Genomic DNA, 21,773 nt, shown 5'->3' on the forward strand with positions numbered 1-21,773 from the left:
AGAGCGGTGTTTTTATATGGACTTAGAGCTGGTTGAAATTCAAGCGAACGATCTATATCTATCGAATTTTGACGATAAACTGACGTTTTTATTACCTCTAGGCTTTGAGATCTCTATCAGAAACTATTAATATATGTGTTTACAGAATGTTACACTCAATAGAGATTTGTAATGGCTCGAATTACCCAAGCTCAGAAAATAGAAAATCAAAAAAACTACGATGAAATCGTATTAAATCTTTTTCTAGCAGAAGGACATGAAGCGCTAACTTATGCAAGGATTGCTCAAGAAATCGGCATTAGTTTAACTACGTTGCAAGGGTACTATCCTTCAACACGTGCAGTAAGAACTGTCTTACATGAACACGTATTAGCTATTATGATGAAGTCATTAGACTTTTCAGATCAGGAGACGTTTTATCGCTCTTGGCAAAGCGCACTTACTGAAAAACCTTTTAGACACTCTATCAAACTAATGTTTTTCCATGCATCGCAAAACTGTGTTCCAGAAGAGTTCAACTTACAAGTTGATGGTGAATTTCGCCAAAAGATGACTGAAAGGTTCGGGGCTGATGCAAGGGCGATCATTGAAGTGGTCATTGGACGCTCACTACTACAACTCACCAATTTTAGTAGAACTCCAGCGTAAAACAGCAACTGACAACAAAAAAATGGGAGCCTTTCGGCTCCCGTCTTATTTTAAGCTAGCGCTTATTTCAACTTATAGAATATTGTTGAAAGTGGCGGTAAACGCAGCTCAATCGAAGTGTCTAGACCTTCGCTTTCTACCGATTCAATCTCAGCTGTCTGCTTCACTTCAAAACCACTGCCCGCATAATCAGTTGAGTCTGTATTCAACAGTAGTGAGTACTCACCTTTTGCAGGAACACCTAAGCGGAAATGCTCGTGAGGAACGGGTGTAAAGTTAGAGACAACTAATACACGCTCACCAGATTCACTGATGCGCTCATGTGCAAGAATGCTCGCTTCAGCAGAGTCCTGTAGACGCCACTCAAAGCCTTTCGGGTCAAAATCAAGATCGTGCATTGCAGCTTCAGAGCGGTACAGATTATTCAGGTCTTTCGTTAAACGCTGAACACCTTGATGACGATCATAATCTAACAAGAACCATTGCAATTGGTCATCATGGTTCCATTCGGCCGTCTGACCAAATTCTGCACCCATGAAATTCAGCTTCTTGCCCGGCTGAGCATACATGTAACCCATATAAGCACGAAGGTTTGCCGTTTGCTGCCATTCATCACCAGGCATCTTGTTGTGGATAGAGCCCTTACCGTAAACCACCTCATCGTGAGACAGAGACAATACGTAGTTCTCACTGTGAGCGTAAACTAACGGGAAGGTAATCGTATCGTGGTGATATTTACGGTTGATTGGATCTTCTTGGATGTAAGACAAGCTATCGTGCATCCAACCCATGTTCCACTTAAAGCCGAAACCTAAGCCGCCCATAAAGGTCGGTGCTGAAACACCCGGGAAAGCGGTAGACTCTTCAGCAATTGTCATCGCATTCGGGAAGTGCTTGTATACTTCTTCGTTCATCCACTTAAGCGTAGCGATAGCATCGTAGTTTTCGTTGCCGCCGTCTGCGTTCGGAATCCATTGATCATGGCTGCGCGAGTAATCGAGGTAAAGCATCGAAGCGACTGCATCAACACGAATGCCATCAATGTGGAATTGCTCGAACCAGTACAATGCGTTAGAAACTAAGAAGCGACGTACATGCTCTTTGCCTAAATCGTAAATGTACGAGTTCCAATCTTGGTGCCAACCACGACGTGGATCTGGATCATGGAACAATGGCGTACCGTCGAAGTTTGCTAGGCCGTGATCATCACTTGGGAAGTGAGCAGGAACCCAATCCAGAACAACACCAAGACCCGCTTGGTGACACTGATCGACGAAGTATTTGAAATCATCTGGAGAACCAAAACGGCTAGTCGGTGCAAATAGACCTACTGGCTGATAGCCCCAAGAACCGTAGAATGGGTGCTCTGAAACTGGCATTAGCTCAACGTGCGTGTAGCCAAGATCTGTTAGGTATGGGATCAGCTCTGCCGCAAGCTCGCGATAATTTAAGAACTCACCTTCAGCGTTACGCTTCCAAGAACCCGCGTGCAGTTCATAGAACGAAAGCGCTTCTTTACGCTTTTGCGTCACTGGACGATTCTGCCACTTAGTATCTTGCCACTCGTAACGAGCGTGATCGTAAGTCACAGAAGAAAATGATGGGTATTGCTCTGAGTAAAAACCCCATGGGTCGGCTTTATGCGGTAAGCCTTCGCCATTTGGTCCTTTTAATTCAAACTTGTATTGAGCGCCCTCTTCCAGTTCAGGAATGAATAGGCCCCACATACCGTAATCTAAGCGTTGCATTGGGTGGCGGCGACCATCCCAAGCGTTGAAGTTACCTATCAAGCTTGCCGCTGTTGCGTGCGGTGCATACACCAAGAAACGAGTACCTGCAATCGTCTGTCCATCACGCTCTAGCGTAATAAACTGAGCCCCCATGTGATGGTACATATCTTTCGGTGTGTGAAGATCTTCGTAGCTCGCGTACAGATCGTGGTACTGGTACGGATCATCGATGATCTGTTCTATACCAGCCCAATCAACCGCAAGCTTATAGTGAGTGAAACGCAAATCTCTCTCTTGCTTAAGAATGAAACCACTTTCACCCTCTCGCGATAACTCAATACGAGGTTCCTTTCCAACAATCAACTCGACTTTATCTGCTCCAGGAATCCATACACGTAATGCACCTTGATCAGAAGGTAAGTATGGACCTAAAAACGCAAATGGGTCTGTGAAGCAAGCCTGTGATAGTTGGGTATATATTTGTTTTTGCTTTGAAATCGAACTTAGTTCCAAAACGTTTCTCCCTAACCAAACATCCAAAAAATATAATACAAAAATGCCCGCTATTAGTGCGGGCAATATAACGACGGTTTATTCTACCAGATGAGCATTCATTATTGAGTGACCAAGGTTGTAGTTTCGTACGGCGTAAGCAAAAAACCACCTAATTTCAAGTCACTCAACGTCATTACTTACCTGCTTTTTCTCGAACGTCAGTTAGCTTAGAAGCGATACGATTAACGCCTTCATGAGCAAAGATTTCGTCCAAGTTCATTGATAGTTTACGACGCCAGTTAGGATACTCATCGACCGTGCCAGGAATGTTTACCGGCTTATCCATCTCTAACCAATCTTCCAGCTGAACACTCAATAGTGTTGAACCACCAGCTGCTACGTGCAGTTGAAGAGCTTCAGCAAGGTAAGAATCCATCGGTACTTTGCTTGCATCGCGACCCACACCTTCAGGTAGGAAACCATGCCATGCCACTGAGTCTAAGATACCTTGTTTGCACTCAAGACGGTCATCGAACAGAGTTTCTAGCTGTGCTGCATCTGGGTATAAACCAATCTCTTGGCCCATCTTCAAGTCATCACAGTGCCAGAAGCCACGTAATGTTGGCATATCGTGCGTACACAGTGCCGCCATTGATTGTGATGCATAGTGTTTCGGTGAGATGAAACCACCGTCTTCTTCTGATGTTTCAAAGAAGAACACTTTGTAAGAGTGCACGCCAGCATCTGCTAGAATGTCTACAATCTCATCAGGCACCGTGCCTAAATCTTCACCGATAACGCTACATTGGTAACGGTGAGATTCGAGCGCAAGAATCGACAGCATGTCTTGTACTGGGTAGTAGATGTAAGCGCCTTTGGTTGCATTTTCACCCTTTGGAATCCACCACAAACGCAGTAGACCTAAAACGTGGTCAATACGCAGTGCACCACAATGTTTCATGTTCGCACGAAGTAGCTTGATGTAAGCATCGTAGCTTGTTTCTTGAAGCACTTCTGGGTTCAGTGGTGGTAAGCCCCAGTTTTGGCCTAGAGGACCAAGAATATCAGGTGGAGCACCAATGCTCGCATCCATCACTAGGTTGCCTTCGTCAGCCCAAGTTTCGCTGCCCGAATCTGCAACACCTACCGCTAAGTCACGGTACAGGCCAACAGCCATGCCTTTCTCTTCAGCAAGAGACTGTGCATCGTTGATCTGGCAATCTGCTAGCCATTGTAGGTACATGTACAGATGAACGTTTTCTAGGTTCTCTTTGATGTACTTCTGTGTCGCTGGGCTGTCGAATGTACGGTACTTCTCAGGGAATACCGGCCATCCCCACATGCCAGAATCTTCAGCGTGTAGTTCACCATGTAGAGCATCAAACGCGGCTTGATGCATTAGGCTGTCGCCACCCTCTTCTACGAAGGCTAAGAACGCTTGTGCACGGTCACTGTTCTTGTCTAAATGACGAGTCTTAAACTCTGCAAATAGCAAAGGCAAGATGCTCATCTTCAGCTCAGACACTTCAGTGTAGTTTACCCAGTGTGCTTCACGCGCTTTTTGTAGACGCTGCTGGAACTCTGCGCTGCCTACCGTTTGTTGTGCTTCTGCACTTAGTGCGAATTCAGGTACTGAACTCACATCAATGTATAGGATGTTCAACCAGCGACGAGAAGACGGGCTGTATGGGCTCGCGCCTTCAGGGTTCGCAGGGAACAATGAGTGGATTGGGTTTAGACCAACGAAATCACCGCCGCGAGAAGCGATATCAGCAACAAGCTGTTTTAGGTCACCGAAATCACCAATACCCCAGTTGTGCTGAGTTCTTAGTGTGTAAAGTTGAACACTTGGTCCCCACAGCTTTTTGCCTTGCTCGATTGGTGACTGCTTGAAACACGCTTTTGGCGTAATAATCAGTGTCATCTCGTAAGGCTTCTTACGGCGCTTACGGCTCACAATTAGCTTGTGATAACCCCATGCCAAATCACTTGGCAATGCAAACACTAAAGGGCCACCCTCAGCACGCTCATCACGAACGACTTGAGATTGAAGATAGCCTTCAAGTACCTCTCCTTGCTCGGTTTCTAAGCGCCAGCTGAACTCACTTTCACGAGCACTTACACCTAGATTAAGCGCCACTTCTACTGGCTCACCGTCACGCAAGACAAGAACTGGGTCTAGTACATCTTTTTTGTGTTTTCTTTCTGCTGACTTTAATAGTGCATCATCGCTGCTTGTATCGTAGCCCAATGAAGCCAATAGAGACGTAATCGTCTCGTCTGATACTTGTGCTTCATCGCCCCACGCACTAACGTAACTGTCGGCAATGTTTGCCATTTCTGCGACTTGTTTTAATACGGTCTGTTCTTTCATCGCTCTCTCCGAAAACGTTCTGACGCTTTCTATTTTGTAGGGTTGTTAATTTAATTTCTTACTAATCAATTAGCTTGTGACAATCAGTTTGTAAGCATTGCTATCGGATAAGCCATCTGTTTGCTCACAAGCTAATTGAGCCAAGGCAGAAACTGCCTTGGCTACTTTGGAAGTATTAACGGTTAACCGCTTCAAGTTTCCAGATGTTGTTCACGTAGTCGCGGATAGAGCGGTCTGATGTGAACTTACCAACCAATGCGGTGTTAAGAATCGCTTTCTTAGCCCAACCTGCTTGGTCTTTGTATTGCGTACCCATGTCTTCGTGCGCTTTCACGTAAGATGCGAAGTCAGCAAGACATAGGTAAGGGTCACCACCGTCTAGCAGGCTATCAAACGTTGCACGTAGAAGGCCTGGTTGACCCGGTGTAAACTCATCGCCAGTCAGAAGGTCTAGAGATGCTTTCAGTAGTGGGTCTGCATTGTAGTAGTCGTATGGGTTGTAGCCCTGAGCTTTCAGTGCTTGAACACCGTCAACGTCTAGGCCGAAGATGTAGATGTTTTCATCGCCCACTTCTTCACGAATCTCAACGTTTGCACCATCCATCGTACCGATAGTTAGCGCGCCGTTTAGAGCCATCTTCATGTTGCCCGTACCTGATGCTTCTTTACCAGCTAGTGAGATTTGCTGAGAAACGTCTGCTGCAGGGATGATGATTTCAGCCATGCTTACACGGTAGTCAGGAATGAATACCACTTTCAATTTGTTGCCAATGCGAGGGTCGTTATTGATCTTCTCTGCAATCTTGTTAACCGCGAAGATGATCTCTTTCGCTAGGTGGTAACCCGGAGCTGCTTTCGCTGCGAAGAAACATACGCGTGGCTCACACTCGAAGCCAGGTTCGTTAAGAATACGGTGGTACAGAGATAGAATGTGTAGCAAATCTAGGTGCTGACGCTTGTATTCGTGAAGACGCTTGATTTGAACATCAAAGATAGCGTTAGTATCTAGCTCGATACCCATGTTTTCTTGAACCCAATCAGCAAGACGCTGTTTGTTTTCTTTCTTAACAGCCATGAATTCTTTTTGGAATTTCGCGTCTGTTGCGAACTGAGCGATGCCTTCAAGCTGCTCAAGTTTTGCTGGCCACTCAGAGCCAATCTTACCTGTGATTAGATTAGATAGGCCTGGGTTACAGAACTTCAACCAACGACGTGGCGTGATGCCGTTCGTTACGTTAGTCAATTTACCTGGGAAGATTTCGTTAAACTCAGGGAACAAGTCTTTCTTAACCAGTTGTGAGTGAAGCGCAGCTACACCGTTTACTTTGTAAGAGCCAATCACACATAGGTTTGCCATGCGAACCATGCGGTGGAAACCTTCTTGGATGATAGAAAGCTTCGCTTGCTTCTCACCGTCACCAGGCCACATCTTGCGAACTTCTTGCATGAAACGGTGGTTGATTTCAAAAATGATTTCCATGTGACGTGGAAGAAGACGGTTGATCAATGATTCAGACCAAGTCTCTAGAGCTTCAGGAAGTAGTGTGTGGTTCGTGTAAGCGAACGTATGAGCGCTGATTTCCCATGCTTGATCCCAAGATAGGCCTTTCTCGTCAATCAAGATGCGCATTAGCTCAGGAATCGCAATTGTTGGGTGCGTATCATTAAGCTGAATCGTTTCTTGCTTAGGCAGCTCTTCTAGAGAGAAACCTGCTGCTTCGTGACGACGTAGAATATCGCGAACAGACGCTGCTGAGTGGAAGTACTGCTGCATTAGACGCAGAGTCTTACCTTTCTCGTGGTTGTCGTTCGGGTAAAGAACTTTCGTGATGTTACCTGCATCGATTAGCGAGTGTTGCGCTTCGAAGTAATCACCGTTGTTAAAGCTTGCTAGTGAGAATGGTGCAATTGCCTGACATTCCCAAAGACGCAGCGGGTAAACCGTGTTTGACTCGTAACCTACGATAGGTAGATCCCAAGGCATTGCTTTTACTTCCATACCTGGAACCCAAGTACGTACTTCTTTACCGTCGATGAATTCAACGTCTACATGACCGTAAAAACCAATGTGTTGTGCTAGTTCTGGACGAGCCACTTCCCATGGGTAACCTTCAACACCGCGCCACGCGTCAGGTGCTTCTTGTTGGCGGCCGTCTTGGAAAGATTGTTTGAATAGACCGTACTCGTAGTGAAGACCGTAGCCTACTGTTGGGTATTCTTGAGCAGCACAAGAATCCATGAAACAAGCAGCTAGACGACCAAGACCACCATTACCTAGTGATGGGTCGCGTTCTTCTTCTAGAAGGTCAGTTAGGTTTTGACCTAGCTCTTCCATTGCATGAGTGATCTGTTCGTATAGACCCATGCTGATCAGGTTATTACCTGTCAGACGGCCAATCAAAAACTCTAATGAAAGGTAGTTAACGCTTTTCGCGTTCTTAATTTTTTCATCGTTTTCAGTTTCTAGCAGGTCGAATGTTGTGAGTTCTGCTAATGCGCGACCCATTGCTAGGTACCATGCGCGGCTATCCGCGTTTTCAATCGTTGTTGCGTAGGTTGCAGATAAATGCTTCTTAACGCTTTCTTGGAACGACACTTTATCGAAAGTTTTTTGCTGAGTTGGTTTCATTTCAGAAATCTCGCTTTTAATAGTTCTAATTCATCTGTGACATATCGTGCATGGTCACCATAAACTAAACATCCTCCCGCTAACGCGACTGACTAGGAGTAGATGGGAGGGCGTAGGGGGCGTACCGACTTAGGGTTAGTGATCTGACTCTCATGTTCTGACTTCGAACAAAAAGTTGGAGTGACTAAGATCACAAGCTCCCGTTCGATAACTTAACTTCAATTGATGTGACTTTTATTTAACCGGATTACAGTCATTATCAAATCTGAGTTTCAGATCACGAAAATAATTTCTAGCTCTCATCCTTTGCATAGATTCCCGTGTAGGGAAGAACAAAGTCACATTCACGAACCAACCAACAACGTGAGCAAAGTCTCAAATAAAGGGCGTAGACACCCAAAAACATGCAGAAGCGCAAGGTTTCTGAGGAGGATCATAGTCGGTGCCGTTTTGCTTCACGTAATATGAGCGAAGACTTAAGTAATTAGGCTAATGTCATTGGATTGCACTCAACGATAGATTGGGATAATTCTGAACATAGCCACGGAATAGGTGAAAAACTTCGACATGTGGATCCCATCGAAACTAACTCGTCCCGGCCGCTTACATAATGCAATCCTACGACCTAGGGTTCTCGATCTGCTTCAGAACGCAGATTGCTATAAGCTTGTGTTGTTCCGCTCTCCAGCGGGCTACGGCAAAACCACCATGGCTGCACAATGGTTGGTAGATAAACCCAATGTGGGTTGGTACAGCATTGATGATAGTGACAACGATGCCTTCCGCTTTATCAACTACCTACTTCAATCGCTTAATAAAGCGACTCAAAATGCCTGCCCGAATGCCCAAAAACTAGCAGAAAAACGACAATTTTCATCGCTGCATTCTTTATTGAGTGAAGTGTTCGCCGAAATGTCGGAATTCCATCACGAATGTTTTCTAGTGTTGGATGACTATCATTTGGTCAACAATGACGACATCCACGAAGCAATGCGCTTCTTCCTTAAACACATGCCCGACAACCTAACGCTAGTTGTAACCAGTCGTGGTACACCACCACTTGGTACAGCAAACCTGCGCGTTCGTGATTTAATGATCGAATTGGGTAATGACTCGTTGGCGTTTGATACCGAAGAAACCACACGTTTTTTCAACCAACGTGTTGCTGATGGCATTGATGACATCACCGCAGACAGTATCTGTAACTATGTAGAGGGTTGGCCTTCTGCTCTGCAACTTATCGCGCTGCAAGCACAGCACCAAAAACGCACCCTTGCACAATCCGCAGAGTCGTTTTCTCACTTTAACCACGCCCACCTTTGGGACTACTTGGTTGAAGAAGTATTCGACCTGCTAGATAAAGAAACCCGACAATTCTTGATGCAATGTTCTGTGCTTGATCACTTCAACGATGAGCTTGTTTGTGCACTTACACAGCGCGAAGATGCGTTAGGTATGATCGAATCACTCAACCGTTTTGGTTTGTTCATCTACCCACTTGAGGGCGAAAAGAACTGGTATCGCTTCCATAACTTATTTGGTGAATTCCTCGCACATGAGCGTCAAGCTCGAATCCCTCAACAGGAAGCAGAACTGCATCGAAGTGCGGCAAAAGCGTGGATCAAGCAAAACACACCACACCAAGCACTACGCCACGCACAGCGCGCTGAAGATCCAGAACTGATCATTCAAATCCTGACTGAACACGGTTGGCCGATGTTCAACCAAGGTGAGCTGTCATCTTTAGAGATGGCGATCAAGCAACTAACCACGGATCAACTTTACAGTGAGCCTAAACTGTCCATGTTGCGCGCGTGGCTTGCACAAAGTCAGCACCGTTATGACCAAGTGGGTACTTTGTTGGAAGAGGCAGAGACTCAATATCAAGCTCGAAACATTGAACTCGATACTCAGCAGCAAGGTCAATACAACGCCTTGCGCGCCCAAGTTGCCATCAACAGCAATGAACCTGAAAAAGCGTTAGAACTGGCTGAGCTTTCGTTGAGCCAACTGAACACCACTGTTTATCGTAGCCGTATTGTTGCAACCTCGGTTGTTGGCGAAGTGAATCACGTAATGGGTAACCTCAGTCGTGCGCTACCGATGATGCAACAAACAGAAAAACTGGCACGTCAGTATCAGGTTTACCATCAGGCTCTGTGGGCGATTCTGCAACAAAGCGAAATCTTGATTGCTCAAGGTTATGTTCAAGCTGCATTTGAGCTACAAGACAGTGCATTCAAATTGATTGAAGAGCACCAGCTTCAATACGTGCCTTTGCATGAGTTCTTGCTGCGTGTTCGCGCCCAGATCTTCTGGTGTTGGAACCGACTAGATGAAGCGGAAGAGTGTTGCTACAAAGGGTTAGATATCCTTGGTCACCACTCTCCAAGTAAACACCTGCACAGCTACTCTATGTTGGCTCGTATTTCATTGAGCCGCGGCGAGATAGATAAAGCGTCGAAATTTATCGACCAAATTCAGCACTTGTTACGTCAATCAACTTACCACGTAGATTGGACTGCGAATGCCTCGCTGTCTCTGATCTTATTCTGGCAAGTGAAAGGCGACAAAGACGCAATCCGTGACTGGTTGAGCGTTGCTGTTCACCCTGAATCAGCAAGCAACCACTTCTGTCAGCTTCAATGGCGTAACATCGTGCGTGCTCACATCATCCTTGAGCAATACGAAGAAGCAGAAGAAGCTTTGGCGTTCTTAAAGAGTGAAGCTCAGCGTTCGCATCTGATTACTGATACCAACAGAAACTTGATCGTTGAAGCGGTATTACGCACCCAGATCAACGATGAAGACAGTGCGCGTGTATTATTAGAAGAAGCCCTACACATGACCAACCAAACTGGTATGGTCGGTAACTTCCTGGTCGACGGTGGTACTATCGGGCATATCTTGGATAAGTTGAGCAACAAGCCAGGCTTGGGTGATTTAGAACGTCACCGAGCACAACAAATCATGAAAGATATCTCGACAACTCAACGCAGTCGCTCGGTTCACTTCGATGAAGACTTTGTAGAGAATCTGGTTAATCACCCGAACATTCCTGAGCTGGTGCGTACCAGCCCACTCACCCAGCGTGAATGGCAAGTACTTGGCTTGATCTATTCCGGCTTCAGTAACGAGCAAATCGCTCAAGAGCTTGATGTAGCAGGCACCACTATCAAGACTCACATCCGTAATCTGTACCAAAAGCTCAACATTGCTAACCGTAAAGAAGCGATAAGCACAGCAGAGAACTTGCTGCAGTTGATGGGGTACTAAAACGGGTTCGAGATTGATTCGAGAAAAACATAAGCTAGTCACCGATGGTGGCTGGCTTTTTTTTCGCTTGGAGAATGGGAAGTCACCGATAAAAACTAGAGATCGCCAAACAACAGGCAAAAAAATAGCCAACCGCAATAATCGCGATTGGCTCTATATATTTGTGAACAAATCATAAGTTCACTAACAACGTCAGTTGGCTAGGTGACCCTCGGCTTAAGAAGGGTCAACTAATACGATGCAGTTAGCGTGCCAACTTTAATTTAGCGTTTTATAAGCCCTGCATCGCATAAAAACCGCGATTTTCACATGCGAATTGCAAAGTGCATTTGCATAATGCAACCAAGATGCAATATCGATAAGAGACCAGTTTCATCGATACTCTTAATGACAAATCACTAAGTGGTTGTATTTTAAATATTAGACCAAAGTTCACTTCAACTTATTACCTTACAATTAAAGAGGTAATAAAAGCATCGACCCAGTAGCATATTCATACTTTTTTTACACTAAAGTTTGTATACTGCACAAAATCATCCTCAACTCTATGAAGCAATGAACTACTTAAGTACTTTTTTCAAAGGCATGGCAATGGGCGCTGCCGATGTTGTCCCTGGCGTGTCGGGCGGAACCATCGCATTCATCACCGGTATCTACGATACGTTGCTAGAAAGCATTCGCAGAATTAACCCTAGTGTACTTGGCTTATGGAAACGCGAAGGCTTCAAAGCTGCGTTTAACCACATCAACGGTTTCTTCCTGATTTCACTGTTCGCGGGCGTGTTCACCAGCATTGCAACATTCGCCAAACTGATTTCTTGGTTATTGGTCATGCACCCTGTTCCACTATGGTCTTTCTTCTTTGGTCTGATCTTGGTGTCGGTTTTCCATATTCTTAAGCAAGTAGAAAAGCGCGATATGATTCGATTCGTCTTTTTACTGCTTGGTGTTGCCTTCGCTTATAGCATTACCGTGCTTAAGCCATTGCAGATGGAACCAACCAGCATCAACATCTTGATTGCGGGTGCGATTGCGATCTGCGCGATGATTTTACCGGGTATTTCAGGCAGCTTTATTCTGTTACTGATTGGCATGTATGGCCCGGTACTTGGCGCTGTTAAATCGTTTCAAATCGATGTACTTGCCCTATTCCTAGGTGGCTGTGTGATTGGTCTACTGACTTTCTCACACGTACTCTCTTGGCTACTGCGCTCATTCCGCGATTTCACATTAGTATTCTTAACAGGCTTGATGATCGGTACGCTGCCTAAAATCTGGCCGTGGAAAGAGACCATCAGCTGGCGCATCAACTCGAGAGGTGAGCAAGTACCGCTGATTCAAGAGAACCTATCTCCGTTCAATTTCGAAGCGGTAACTTCTCAACCTTCTCAACTCACTTTATCGGTGATCATGATGTTGGTGGCCATCGCGCTAGTGCTGGGGTTAGAAAAGTTTGCTGAGCGCAATGCTGACTAATCTCTAACAATCGTGCACAAGTTAGCATGTAGGGTGCCGAGCTTAGATAGCGATGCACCTTGTAAATTGAATCAAAGCGAAGCTACTGGCTTCGCTTTTTTATATCTACCATACGCACAAAATTGCTTTTTGATACAAGCACGTATTGAGTGGTGTGATACCATCGCCGTTCTTATAAAATCAAATGAGAACACGACATGCACCCAGCATTAAAGGTTGCTGCGCTTGGTATTGCTCTGGTCGCTGGCTTTTATGGACCACAGGCAGTCGAGCAATTTAAATCGGTAGTAGATAGCCACTCTCCTGACGTCAACTTAGATGACTACTGCATGCTTTCAACAACATCGTGTGAGCAAGACACCGTTGCTATGACACTTGAACATGAGACGGCACAGCCTCTGGTTCCGACTAAAATCAAAGTCGTTTGGGAAGGCGCAGCATCTGAAACATTAATGCTGTCACTCACTGGCTTAGAAATGGAAATGGGCTCAGCACGTTTTCAATTAAAGAATATTGGTAACAATACCTATGAAGGTAATGTAATTTTACCTGTGTGTACCATGGATAAAATGACTTGGCTTGGCGAACTCACCGATGGTGTTGAAACCGTAAACCCCGCAATAAGGATGGCACGATGAGTAAGAATTGGTCGTTAGCATTAGTGGTAGCGTTTGTACTTGGCTTTGGTGTCAAAAGCTACCTTGATGGGCAAAACGAAGCTCAAGAACAGCACGCTGCAAAGCAAGAGTTCTCCGCAACAACCCTTTTTGGTAAAGATAACCAGCCAACGGAAATCTTTGACGAAACCGACGACAGAATTCGTATCGTTTACTTCGGTTTCACACGTTGCCCAGATGTCTGCCCTACCTCACTAGCAATGTTAGCTGGTGCACTTAACCAAGTCTCTGACGAAGCAAAAGCGAAGATTCGCCCGATGTTTGTCTCTCTTGACCCTGAGCGCGATGCCGCGGAAGCTTCATACGAATACGCGCAGTACTTCAACCCAATGATTGAAGGTATGAGTGGTCCACTGGATGTAACCACTAATTTGGCACATAAATACGGTGTTATTTTCAGAAAGACACAGCTTGAAGGTTCAGAGCTGGAGTACACACTTGACCACAGCTCATATTTCTACTTTTTAAAGCCCAACGGTACCTTAATTACTAAAGTACCGCACACGTTGACGCCTGCGCCAATTGTTGAAGCTATCAACAAGCTGACGCAGTAAAACGTAAAAACAAAGAACTTAACGAATAAAGTTCAAACATAAAGTCAGGTCCCAGACCAAAACATAAAACAATAAGGACAACAACATGAAGTTAAAAGCACTTGCTCTAGCAGGCTTATTGCTCACTCCTCTTGCTCATGCAAAAAGCGACATCATGGTTCATGACGCGTACGCTCGTGCGACACCACCTTCAGCAGTGAACAGCGCAGTATTCACGACCCTGATGAACCACAGCGATAAAGATCGCGCTATTGTTTCTGCAACTACACCCGCAGCAGGCAAGGTAGAGCTTCATGATGTTATCGTTGATGGCGACGTAATGAAGATGCGCCAAGTTCAACAGATCACAATCCCTGCGAATGGTGAAGCGGTACTTAAGCCTGGCAGCCTGCACATTATGTTATTCGACCTAAAAGATGGTCTAAAAGAAGGTGAGCAAATCGAGATGACTCTGACTTTCGCTAACGGTGAAACGCAAACCTTTGAAGCGCCAGTTAAGAAAGTAATGAGCGGCATGAAAAAGATGAATCACGATCATCACTAATCGGATTCACAATCAATGAACTAAATTAAGCCACGATGACTTCTCGCCATCGTGGCTTTTTGCTAAACTGAACTCGCTTTTTATTCAAAGCCTGAACACATTAGTAACCAAGGAGAATAGAAGATGATTGTAATGAAAACACTAAAACTGGCAGTAAAAGTAACGCGTTAATTTGTTTGGTTAAGCAAACTTTTATCTAGAACGACCAACATCAAGCCATCGACTGGCTACCGCACACTTTTACCCGGTTTACTATTGATCTATAAGTGATCGATACCTGCATGCTCAATAACGCATGACTAAATCCGGGGTCCTATCTATTTGAATTCGACCCAAGCTCAAAACATTTTTGACGTCTCGACGCTTTTGAACTCATCAACGCTTTTTGGTTTCATCAACACTTTTTGATCTCGTCAATAACCTGAGATCTCACAAGATGTTAATGCTCTCATAAGACTTTAACGCACTGATAAGACTTTAATACTCTCACAAGAAAAGAAAGCTCGCACGTCTGGGTAAATAAACATGAATTCACAACATGCATTTTCTCATCCAATGTCACTTCAACAACTTGGATGGCAACCTGTATTTCAACAACAACTGACACTCGAAGACTATGACCCATCCGTCATTGCTCGTATTACCGCGCACCATCGCAGCGGCTATACACTGGCGTCGGAACAAGGCGAAATCGTTCTACCTATTAATCAAAACCAACCCGCAATGACGGTTGGCGACTGGGTAATCTTGAACTCTGAACTGCAATTCGACCGCTTGCTAGAACGTCAATCACTCTTCAGCCGCAAAGCAGCGGGCAGTCGCGTCGCAGAACAATATATCTCGGCCAACATCGACACGGTTTTTATCGTGGTTTCGTTAAATAACGACTTTAACCTAAGCCGTATCGAACGCTACCTAGCGCTCGCTAATGAAGCACAGGTTGAAGCGGTTATCGTACTCACCAAGAAAGACTTGTGTGACGACTACCAAGACAAAGTACAACAAGTGCAAAGCTTAGATTCGATGTTGATGATCGAAGCGGTGAACAGCTTAGACCAAGAATCAACTCAAGTATTGTCACCTTGGTGTAAAACAGGAAAAACCGTCGCTTTGATGGGTTCATCCGGTGTGGGCAAATCTACGCTAGTAAACTCATTGCTCGGTGAAACTCAACAAGCTACGGGTGGCATTCGTGAAGACGACAGTAAAGGCCGTCACACAACCACATCACGGTCGCTCCACTTGCTAACATCGGGTGGTTTACTACTCGATACTCCAGGAATGCGAGAGCTACAACTTGCAGACTGCGCTGAAGGCGTGAGTGAAACCTTTTCTGATGTCGAAGAGTTAGCCATGCATTGTCGCTTCTCTGATTGTCATCATGAATCCGAGCCGGGATGCAAGATACGCAAAGCCATTGAGGATGGTGATTTGTCTGAAAGACGATTTACTAACTATCAAAAGTTATTGAGAGAGCAAGCCAGAAATGGCGCCTCATTGGCAGAGCAACGCGCGAACAGCAAACAGCTTTCCAAGATGTACAAAACCGTACAGTCAGAAAGCCGAAACATTAAAAAAGCGACTGACTAAACCAATCAGGTGAATCAAAATACGCTTTATTTAAACGATTAAGCCCCACGGTGTTAAACACGTGGGGCTTTTGTTTCAATTTAGTAGTAAATCGACTATTTATGCACACAATGTTCTTATCTATAAGTATTTACATTTCCAAATTTACAGTATATTAGATCTAATAAATGCAGTTCTGCAGATTTATAGCTCAATCGAAATACAATTATTTAACATTTAGCTCTAAAAACACCACGTAGTGCAAACAATCACCCTAAAAGTAAACTATTCCTAGACACCCGCTAAGATCCCGCTAATATGACCGCCCATTCCACTAGTGTATAGTCGGATTTGGTACAACTTTATAAAAAGATACATCACTATAATAAATTAACAATTGCAGGTATTTTATGCAAAATCACAACATGCTCGCCCGCATCGCTCGTGGAAATCTCGTTCTACAGATCCTTGCTGGTATTGTTTTCGGTGTCGTTCTCGCCATGGTTTCTCCTTCAGCAGCTCAAGATGCAGGCCTACTAGGTAGTCTGTTTGTTGGTGCTCTGAAAGCTGTTGCCCCAATTTTAGTATTCATTCTTGTTGCAGCTTCTATCGCAAACCAAAAGAAAGGTCAGCATACCCATATGCGTCCAATCATTGTGCTTTACCTGATTGGTACCTTCTCAGCGGCACTTACTGCTGTAGTACTGAGCTTCATGTTCCCAACCACTTTGACACTGGTTGCTGGCGCTGAAGGTGCTAACCCTCCTCAAGGTATTGCTGAGGTTCTTCATACTCTTCTATTCAAGCTTGTAGATAACCCAGTTAGCGCGCTAATGAACGCGAACTACATCGGTATTCTTGCTTGGGCAATCGGCCTAGGTCTTGCACTGCACCACGCATCTGCAACAACCAAAGCGGTTTTCGAAGACCTTAGCCACAGTGTTTCACACATTGTTCGCTTCATTATTCGTCTTGCGCCATTCGGTATCTTCGGTCTTGTTTCGACAACATTTGCAACAACGGGCTTCGATGCACTAGCAAGTTACGGTCAATTACTAGCGGTTCTACTAAGCTCAATGCTGATCATTGCTCTTGTGGTTAACCCATTGCTTGTATTTGCAAAGACAAAACAGAACCCATACCCACTAGTACTGCAATGTATTCGTGAATCTGGTGTAACGGCATTCTTCACTCGTTCAAGTGCTGCAAACATCCCAGTGAACATGAACCTTTGTAAGAAACTAAACCTAGACGAAGATACTTACTCTGTATCTATCCCACTAGGCGCAACGATCAACATGGCGGGTGCTGCAATCACCATCACTGTGTTAACGCTTGCAGCTGTGCACACAATGGGTATTGAGATTGATATCTTCACTGCTATCCTACTAAGCCTTGTTGCTGCAGTATCTGCATGTGGCGCTTCAGGCGTTGCCGGTGGTTCACTACTACTGATTCCTCTAGCTTGTGGCCTATTCGGCATCTCAAACGATGTAGCAATGCAGGTTGTAGCGGTTGGTTTCATCATTGGTGTGATTCAAGATTCAGCTGAAACAGCGCTTAACAGCTCAACTGACGTAGTCTTCACTGCGGCTGTATGTAAAGCTGAACAAAACAAAGCTTAATCGGCTCCTAGCTATTCGGCTTCAGCTCTAAGCTCTAAAAGCAAATAGCACATAAAAAAAGGGAAGCATCAGCTTCCCTTTTTATTGTCTTGAGTTTCTCGATTAGAGCTAAAACTATTGTCGACTAATCGCAAGTTGCTCCATCGATAATCGAACACAGCTAATGAGCGCTACTTACTGATTTCGATTCCAGTTAGACTCAACAGCAGACTGACTGAAGTCTAAAGAGCCACTATTCTGACTCGCTGGTTTATCTGTTACAGCCTGCTCGGTGTTTACCTGTTGGCTGTAATCAACATTAGCCTCTTGAGCACCCGGCACTTGAGTCTCTATGTGACTCGCCTCTACATTCAACTCATTCCCTTCTTCATCGAGCACTTCTTTCACTTTCTTCGGGACAGGTACATTGCGTTTGTAGAGCTTGTTAAGCGCCTTAATAATCGAATGCTTAGTGATTGCTTCTTGGGTCAGCTTGGTCATTATCGGCTTAGTCAGAGCCTGTAAGCCCACGACTGCATCCACACCAAGCTCCCCGCCTACTTTATCCCGCAAATGCTTCGCTTCTGAGTAACCAAAGTGGGCCGATAGAAATAGCCAGATATACGCGATAGCGTTGCCATGTTCACCATGGTCGATCCAAGCCTCACCAGCTCTAAACATCGCTTCTGCACTGTTCTTTTCTGCGGCCGTTTCAAACCAGTAAACAGCCTCACCATGGTTAGGCTCAACACCCACACCGTTCAAATAACTCATACCAAGTTTAATCTTACCGTCTAGGTTATTTTTTTCAGCGGCCTTTTGGTACCACTCGACCGAACTTTCGGCAGAGTAGTCCGGATTTTCTTTATCTAGACACCAGTCACCGATAAACAGCATCGCTTCGGTATTACCACCAGCCGCAGACTCTTCGATATAGGTGTAGCCTTTAGGGATGTTCTTATCGGTTCCACGACCAAAGACGAGCGCTTTACCCATCTCGAATTTCGCCGATACGTCATTGTCTAAAGCAGAGATTGCTAGCTGCCAAAAGTTGGCTTTCTCTCTTAAAATCAGGTCTTCTTTGCGCTTCATGCTTAGGCGTACAATGCCGTACATGCCATTGATATTATCGAGTTGCGCCGCTTTGTCGTACCAATACAGAGCTTCCTTAATATTGTTACGTTCAGCTTCTTTCGCCAAATACAGAATCGACGGTACATGCCCGGTTTCGGCTTTGAAGTGACGCTCTTTTTGCTCTTGGATACGCGCTTTTTCAATCGCTTTGCGGTAAGCGACAGCACGAGCCTTACGTTCTTGTTCCAAGCGCTGCTTTCTTAGCGATAAAGAGATCAGCCACACGGCGACAAGTATTAACGAAAGAGCCGTCGCACCAATTGCGATTCCCATTGTACTCATAAAATATTTTAACCTAACTCGGCTGATATCAGCCTCGGTGTCGAGGAGTTATCAACCTATAGTGAATGTTTCGAATTACAGGGAAACGCGCCGTTATTAAAACGTTCCGCCCTAAAATGAACTTAGTTCAGTATCTCAGGAATACATAGCGATAAAAAGTCTCCTAAGACCCATCCTTATGTACTCCATAAATGGTGTGATCTTGCTTCAATATCGATTACTTATGAAGACCACCTGTCATCAGAAAATCAGTGGTAAAAGTAATGATTCCACATCCCTAATACCTTACATCTATGGTTAGGTGAGCTGCCCATAAATGTATGCTAACTCAGCAACTGTTTTCGCAGAAAACTTCTTCATCAAACTCGCTCGGTGTACTTCCACAGTTCTCATTGCAATGCACAATTCATCGGCAATTTTCTGGTTACGCTTACCGTCGATAATTTGTTTGAGGATATCTATCTCACGCTCGGTTAACGACGCGTACGCTTGGCGATACACGTTCAGGTGTAAGTGTTTTTCAGAAGCGTCCAAACCTTGTTTGATTGCCTCAGCCAACTCACTGCCTTTAACTGGCTTTTGGAAAAAATTCACCGCACCGGCTTGCAGAGCTTCCACGGCCATTGGCACATCGCCATGCCCTGTGAGATAGATAACCGATAACGGGCTCTGCGCTTTCACCATCAGATCATGAACTTGCTGCCCTCTCATCTCTGGCATTCGGCTGTCTAATACCACGCAACCCGGCGCACTCAAATCCACTGAATTCAAAAAGCTTGGTCCATCTTCATAAGCTGATACGGTAAAATCATGCTCTTCCAGTAAGAACACCAATGAATCACGCATTGACTCATCGTCATCAACCACATAGACCGGCAACGTTTGATGAAGTTCAGACATAACAAGATTCCTCATGAATCATTTGAAAGAGAGAAAGGTAAAGTCACCGCGACATGACAACCATGTGGAGTGAGAGACGTAATGCTCATTTGACCACTGTGGTCTTCAATCACGTCTTGGCATATCGCAAGCCCTAGACCCAAGCCGTTTTCTTTGCTGCTCACAAAAGCTTGAGTCACTTGATGCTCGGTAAAATCTAATCCCGTGCCATTATCGATAACTGACAACATCATTTTATCGGGTTGATACTCGGTAATCACTTTAATTGTCGCTGGCTCGTAGTTTTTGTTAGCAATATCAGACATCGCGCGCTGCTGTTGGGCGTTACACGCATCGGTCGCATTGTTGATCAGGTTTACAATCACTTGTTGTAGCCCCACCGAATCAACATGCATCTCCATGGGCTTACCTACGACGTAACGCTCAACGGTAATCTGGTGCTGTTGTAAACGGAACTGTAGCAATTCAATAGTGTCTGATAGTAACTGCTCGATGTCAGTCTGCGACTTCTCTGATGAGCGTTTCTTTATCATGTTTCTTAGGCGCCGAATGATCGCGTCTGCTCGATCCACTTGCGATTGGATCTTCTCAAAGACAGGTTCAATATCGGTGAGTGGCTTGTTCTTCGAAATCCGTAATAAACCGCCTTCGCTGTAGTTACGAATCGCCGCCAAAGGTTGATTGATCTCATGCGCTAGACTGCTCCCCAACTCACCCACGACGGCGATGCGTTGAGAATGCTCTAGCTGTTCACTCTTACTCTTTAGCTTGTTAAGTGTCGCTTCTAACTGCTTTTTACTGCGACTGAACTTGTACTCAAGCCAAAAGTGGTAAGCATTCAAGAACACGACTAACAAGAAAAACGCCCATGCCCATTGCTGATTGTACTTCAGCCAGATTAACGCTTCTTTCCACCAAGGTTGTTGTAGTGGGTGCATATCGAGTTGCTGATAAAGCTTGTCGATCGGCAATAAGCTTGTGGGTGATGTCCAGCCGGAAGCATTCGCCGCAATCGCTGGCCCACTGTTTTTTGGCATCGCAAATAGTACCTGACTCATTTGCTTAGCCAGTGCTGAAGAGGCTCGCTCTGTTTTGGCAAATGACCAGTTGGAATACAGAGGTGTAGACACTTGGCATCGGAACCCTTCCGGTGCTTGGTTGCCAATAACACGATATTGTTCAGCCACCAGCAAGCCTTCACTGATCATGTTTTCAACCAAACAGGCTGGGACGACTGCCGCTTCAATGTGACCATCTCGCAGCTGATACAGACTCGCATCAATCGGGAAGCCCAAGAAATGAGTATTAGAGAAAAATTGGTTGGGGTTCAGCCCTTCCTGCATCACTTGATAGCGCATGGTGAGGTACCCGCCAAACGCATTTTCAGAAACCGCAGCAATTGGTTTTCCGACGAGCTGTTCAAACGAGATATAGGGGGACATTCTTCTGACCACCAATGCCGATCCGATACTGCGCGTGCTGCTCACACCTTGATCGTTGTAGTTGTGGCTAGTCATGGTCACCATCCAAGAGAGGTCATACTGACGCCCTAAGCGAACCGCCTGACCTGGATTAGTGACAACAAAATCGACCTCGACCTTCTTTACCGCTTCCGCCATCTCTTCCAAGTTGAAAGGCTTGAGAACAAAATGTTTACCCGGGATACGCTCAGACAACCAGTCCATTGTTGGTTGCCAACGTTGTTGCGCTGCAAGTTTACCCCTGATGGCTAAAACACCCACTTCAATCGTCTGGTCTGGTTCAATCGTATTTGTCGCTACTGAAACAGGTTCCGTTTGACCAGCGACACAAACACCTACGCTTAAGCTCAGCCAGCAGATACTGATGAATGTGATGAGGTTGCGAGCAGTCACGGACATC

General features: G+C 45.2%; 14 protein-coding genes. 8 read left to right on the forward strand and 6 right to left on the reverse strand.

The window, feature by feature from the left end; all coding sequences use genetic code 11:
• The first annotated feature begins 171 nt into the window (after positions 1 to 171).
• Positions 172 to 648 carry a hypothetical protein gene (locus tag CWO13_RS02020; RefSeq protein WP_048662435.1) on the forward strand — a complete coding sequence of 159 codons (477 nt, stop codon included), beginning with the start codon at positions 172 to 174 and terminating at the stop codon, positions 646 to 648.
• Between the two features lie 62 nt (positions 649 to 710).
• Here CWO13_RS02020 and glgB read toward each other — a convergent pair whose 3' ends face one another.
• The 3 genes from glgB to CWO13_RS02035 form a co-directional block, all read right to left on the reverse strand.
• Positions 711 to 2,891, reverse strand: coding sequence for a 1,4-alpha-glucan branching protein GlgB (glgB, locus tag CWO13_RS02025; protein ID WP_108082441.1), 2,181 nt, complete (start codon positions 2,889 to 2,891; stop codon positions 711 to 713).
• A gap of 175 nt (positions 2,892 to 3,066) precedes the next feature.
• Positions 3,067 to 5,247 carry a 4-alpha-glucanotransferase gene (gene malQ / locus CWO13_RS02030; protein WP_048661012.1) on the reverse strand — a complete coding sequence of 727 codons (2,181 nt, stop codon included), beginning with the start codon at positions 5,245 to 5,247 and terminating at the stop codon, positions 3,067 to 3,069.
• A 175-nt stretch (positions 5,248 to 5,422) separates the two neighbouring features.
• On the reverse strand, positions 5,423 to 7,876 hold the full coding sequence (locus tag CWO13_RS02035; protein WP_102432069.1) for a glycogen/starch/alpha-glucan phosphorylase: 2,454 nt from the start codon (positions 7,874 to 7,876) through the stop codon (positions 5,423 to 5,425).
• Between the two features lie 567 nt (positions 7,877 to 8,443).
• Between CWO13_RS02035 and malT the strand changes: the two genes are divergently transcribed.
• From malT to sstT, 7 genes are all read left to right on the forward strand, one after another.
• Complete coding sequence (gene malT, locus CWO13_RS02040) at positions 8,444 to 11,152, forward strand: HTH-type transcriptional regulator MalT (RefSeq protein WP_108082442.1); 2,709 nt, start codon at positions 8,444 to 8,446, stop codon at positions 11,150 to 11,152.
• Positions 11,153 to 11,707: 555 nt separating this feature from the next.
• Complete coding sequence (locus CWO13_RS02045) at positions 11,708 to 12,628, forward strand: DUF368 domain-containing protein (RefSeq protein ID WP_108082443.1); 921 nt, start codon at positions 11,708 to 11,710, stop codon at positions 12,626 to 12,628.
• 197 nt (positions 12,629 to 12,825) lie between these two features.
• The gene (locus tag CWO13_RS02050) at positions 12,826 to 13,266 is read left to right on the forward strand and encodes a hypothetical protein (RefSeq protein WP_108082444.1); all 441 of its coding nucleotides are present in this window, start codon (positions 12,826 to 12,828) and stop codon (positions 13,264 to 13,266) included.
• The gene (locus tag CWO13_RS02055; protein ID WP_102478691.1) at positions 13,263 to 13,859 is read left to right on the forward strand and encodes an SCO family protein; all 597 of its coding nucleotides are present in this window, start codon (positions 13,263 to 13,265) and stop codon (positions 13,857 to 13,859) included. Before CWO13_RS02050 ends, CWO13_RS02055 begins: the two co-directional genes overlap by 4 nt.
• Positions 13,860 to 13,944: 85 nt before the next feature.
• Positions 13,945 to 14,403 carry a copper chaperone PCu(A)C gene (locus tag CWO13_RS02060; RefSeq protein ID WP_048661007.1) on the forward strand — a complete coding sequence of 153 codons (459 nt, stop codon included), beginning with the start codon at positions 13,945 to 13,947 and terminating at the stop codon, positions 14,401 to 14,403.
• Positions 14,404 to 14,928: 525 nt separating this feature from the next.
• A complete protein-coding gene (rsgA, locus tag CWO13_RS02065) occupies positions 14,929 to 15,993 on the forward strand; it encodes a ribosome small subunit-dependent GTPase A (protein WP_108082445.1) in 1,065 nt (354 codons plus the stop codon).
• Positions 15,994 to 16,382: 389 nt separating this feature from the next.
• Positions 16,383 to 17,597, forward strand: a complete 1,215-nt coding sequence (gene sstT, locus CWO13_RS02070) for a serine/threonine transporter SstT (protein WP_048661005.1) — start codon at positions 16,383 to 16,385, stop codon at positions 17,595 to 17,597.
• Between the two features lie 174 nt (positions 17,598 to 17,771).
• Here the strand turns inward: sstT and CWO13_RS02075 are convergent, their stop codons facing one another.
• The 3 genes from CWO13_RS02075 to CWO13_RS02085 form a co-directional block, all read right to left on the reverse strand.
• Positions 17,772 to 18,983: a tetratricopeptide repeat protein gene (locus CWO13_RS02075; RefSeq protein WP_048661004.1), complete on the reverse strand. Its 1,212-nt coding sequence runs from the start codon at positions 18,981 to 18,983 to the stop codon at positions 17,772 to 17,774.
• Between the two features lie 306 nt (positions 18,984 to 19,289).
• On the reverse strand, positions 19,290 to 19,892 hold the full coding sequence (locus CWO13_RS02080; RefSeq protein ID WP_048662442.1) for a response regulator transcription factor: 603 nt from the start codon (positions 19,890 to 19,892) through the stop codon (positions 19,290 to 19,292).
• 11 nt (positions 19,893 to 19,903) lie between these two features.
• A complete protein-coding gene (locus CWO13_RS02085; protein WP_102432064.1) occupies positions 19,904 to 21,766 on the reverse strand; it encodes a sensor histidine kinase in 1,863 nt (620 codons plus the stop codon).
• Positions 21,767 to 21,773: the final 7 nt, after the last annotated feature.

The organism is Vibrio sp. ZF 223, assembly GCF_003050585.1.
Lineage (GTDB): Bacteria > Pseudomonadota > Gammaproteobacteria > Enterobacterales > Vibrionaceae > Vibrio > Vibrio crassostreae.

Bases quoted from the DNA above. Each gene is read 5' to 3' on its own strand.
- CWO13_RS02020 (WP_048662435.1), top strand. From the start codon at position 172: ATGGCTCGAATTACCCAAGCTCAGAAAATAGAAAATCAAAAAAACTAC.
- malQ (WP_048661012.1), bottom strand. From the start codon at position 5,247: ATGAAAGAACAGACCGTATTAAAACAAGTCGCAGAAATGGCAAACATT.
- CWO13_RS02035 (WP_102432069.1), bottom strand. From the start codon at position 7,876: ATGAAACCAACTCAGCAAAAAACTTTCGATAAAGTGTCGTTCCAAGAA.
- malT (WP_108082442.1), top strand. From the start codon at position 8,444: ATGTGGATCCCATCGAAACTAACTCGTCCCGGCCGCTTACATAATGCA.
- CWO13_RS02045 (WP_108082443.1), top strand. From the start codon at position 11,708: ATGAACTACTTAAGTACTTTTTTCAAAGGCATGGCAATGGGCGCTGCC.
- CWO13_RS02050 (WP_108082444.1), top strand. From the start codon at position 12,826: ATGCACCCAGCATTAAAGGTTGCTGCGCTTGGTATTGCTCTGGTCGCT.
- CWO13_RS02055 (WP_102478691.1), top strand. From the start codon at position 13,263: ATGAGTAAGAATTGGTCGTTAGCATTAGTGGTAGCGTTTGTACTTGGC.
- CWO13_RS02060 (WP_048661007.1), top strand. From the start codon at position 13,945: ATGAAGTTAAAAGCACTTGCTCTAGCAGGCTTATTGCTCACTCCTCTT.
- rsgA (WP_108082445.1), top strand. From the start codon at position 14,929: ATGAATTCACAACATGCATTTTCTCATCCAATGTCACTTCAACAACTT.
- sstT (WP_048661005.1), top strand. From the start codon at position 16,383: ATGCAAAATCACAACATGCTCGCCCGCATCGCTCGTGGAAATCTCGTT.
- CWO13_RS02075 (WP_048661004.1), bottom strand. From the start codon at position 18,983: ATGGGAATCGCAATTGGTGCGACGGCTCTTTCGTTAATACTTGTCGCC.
- CWO13_RS02080 (WP_048662442.1), bottom strand. From the start codon at position 19,892: ATGTCTGAACTTCATCAAACGTTGCCGGTCTATGTGGTTGATGACGAT.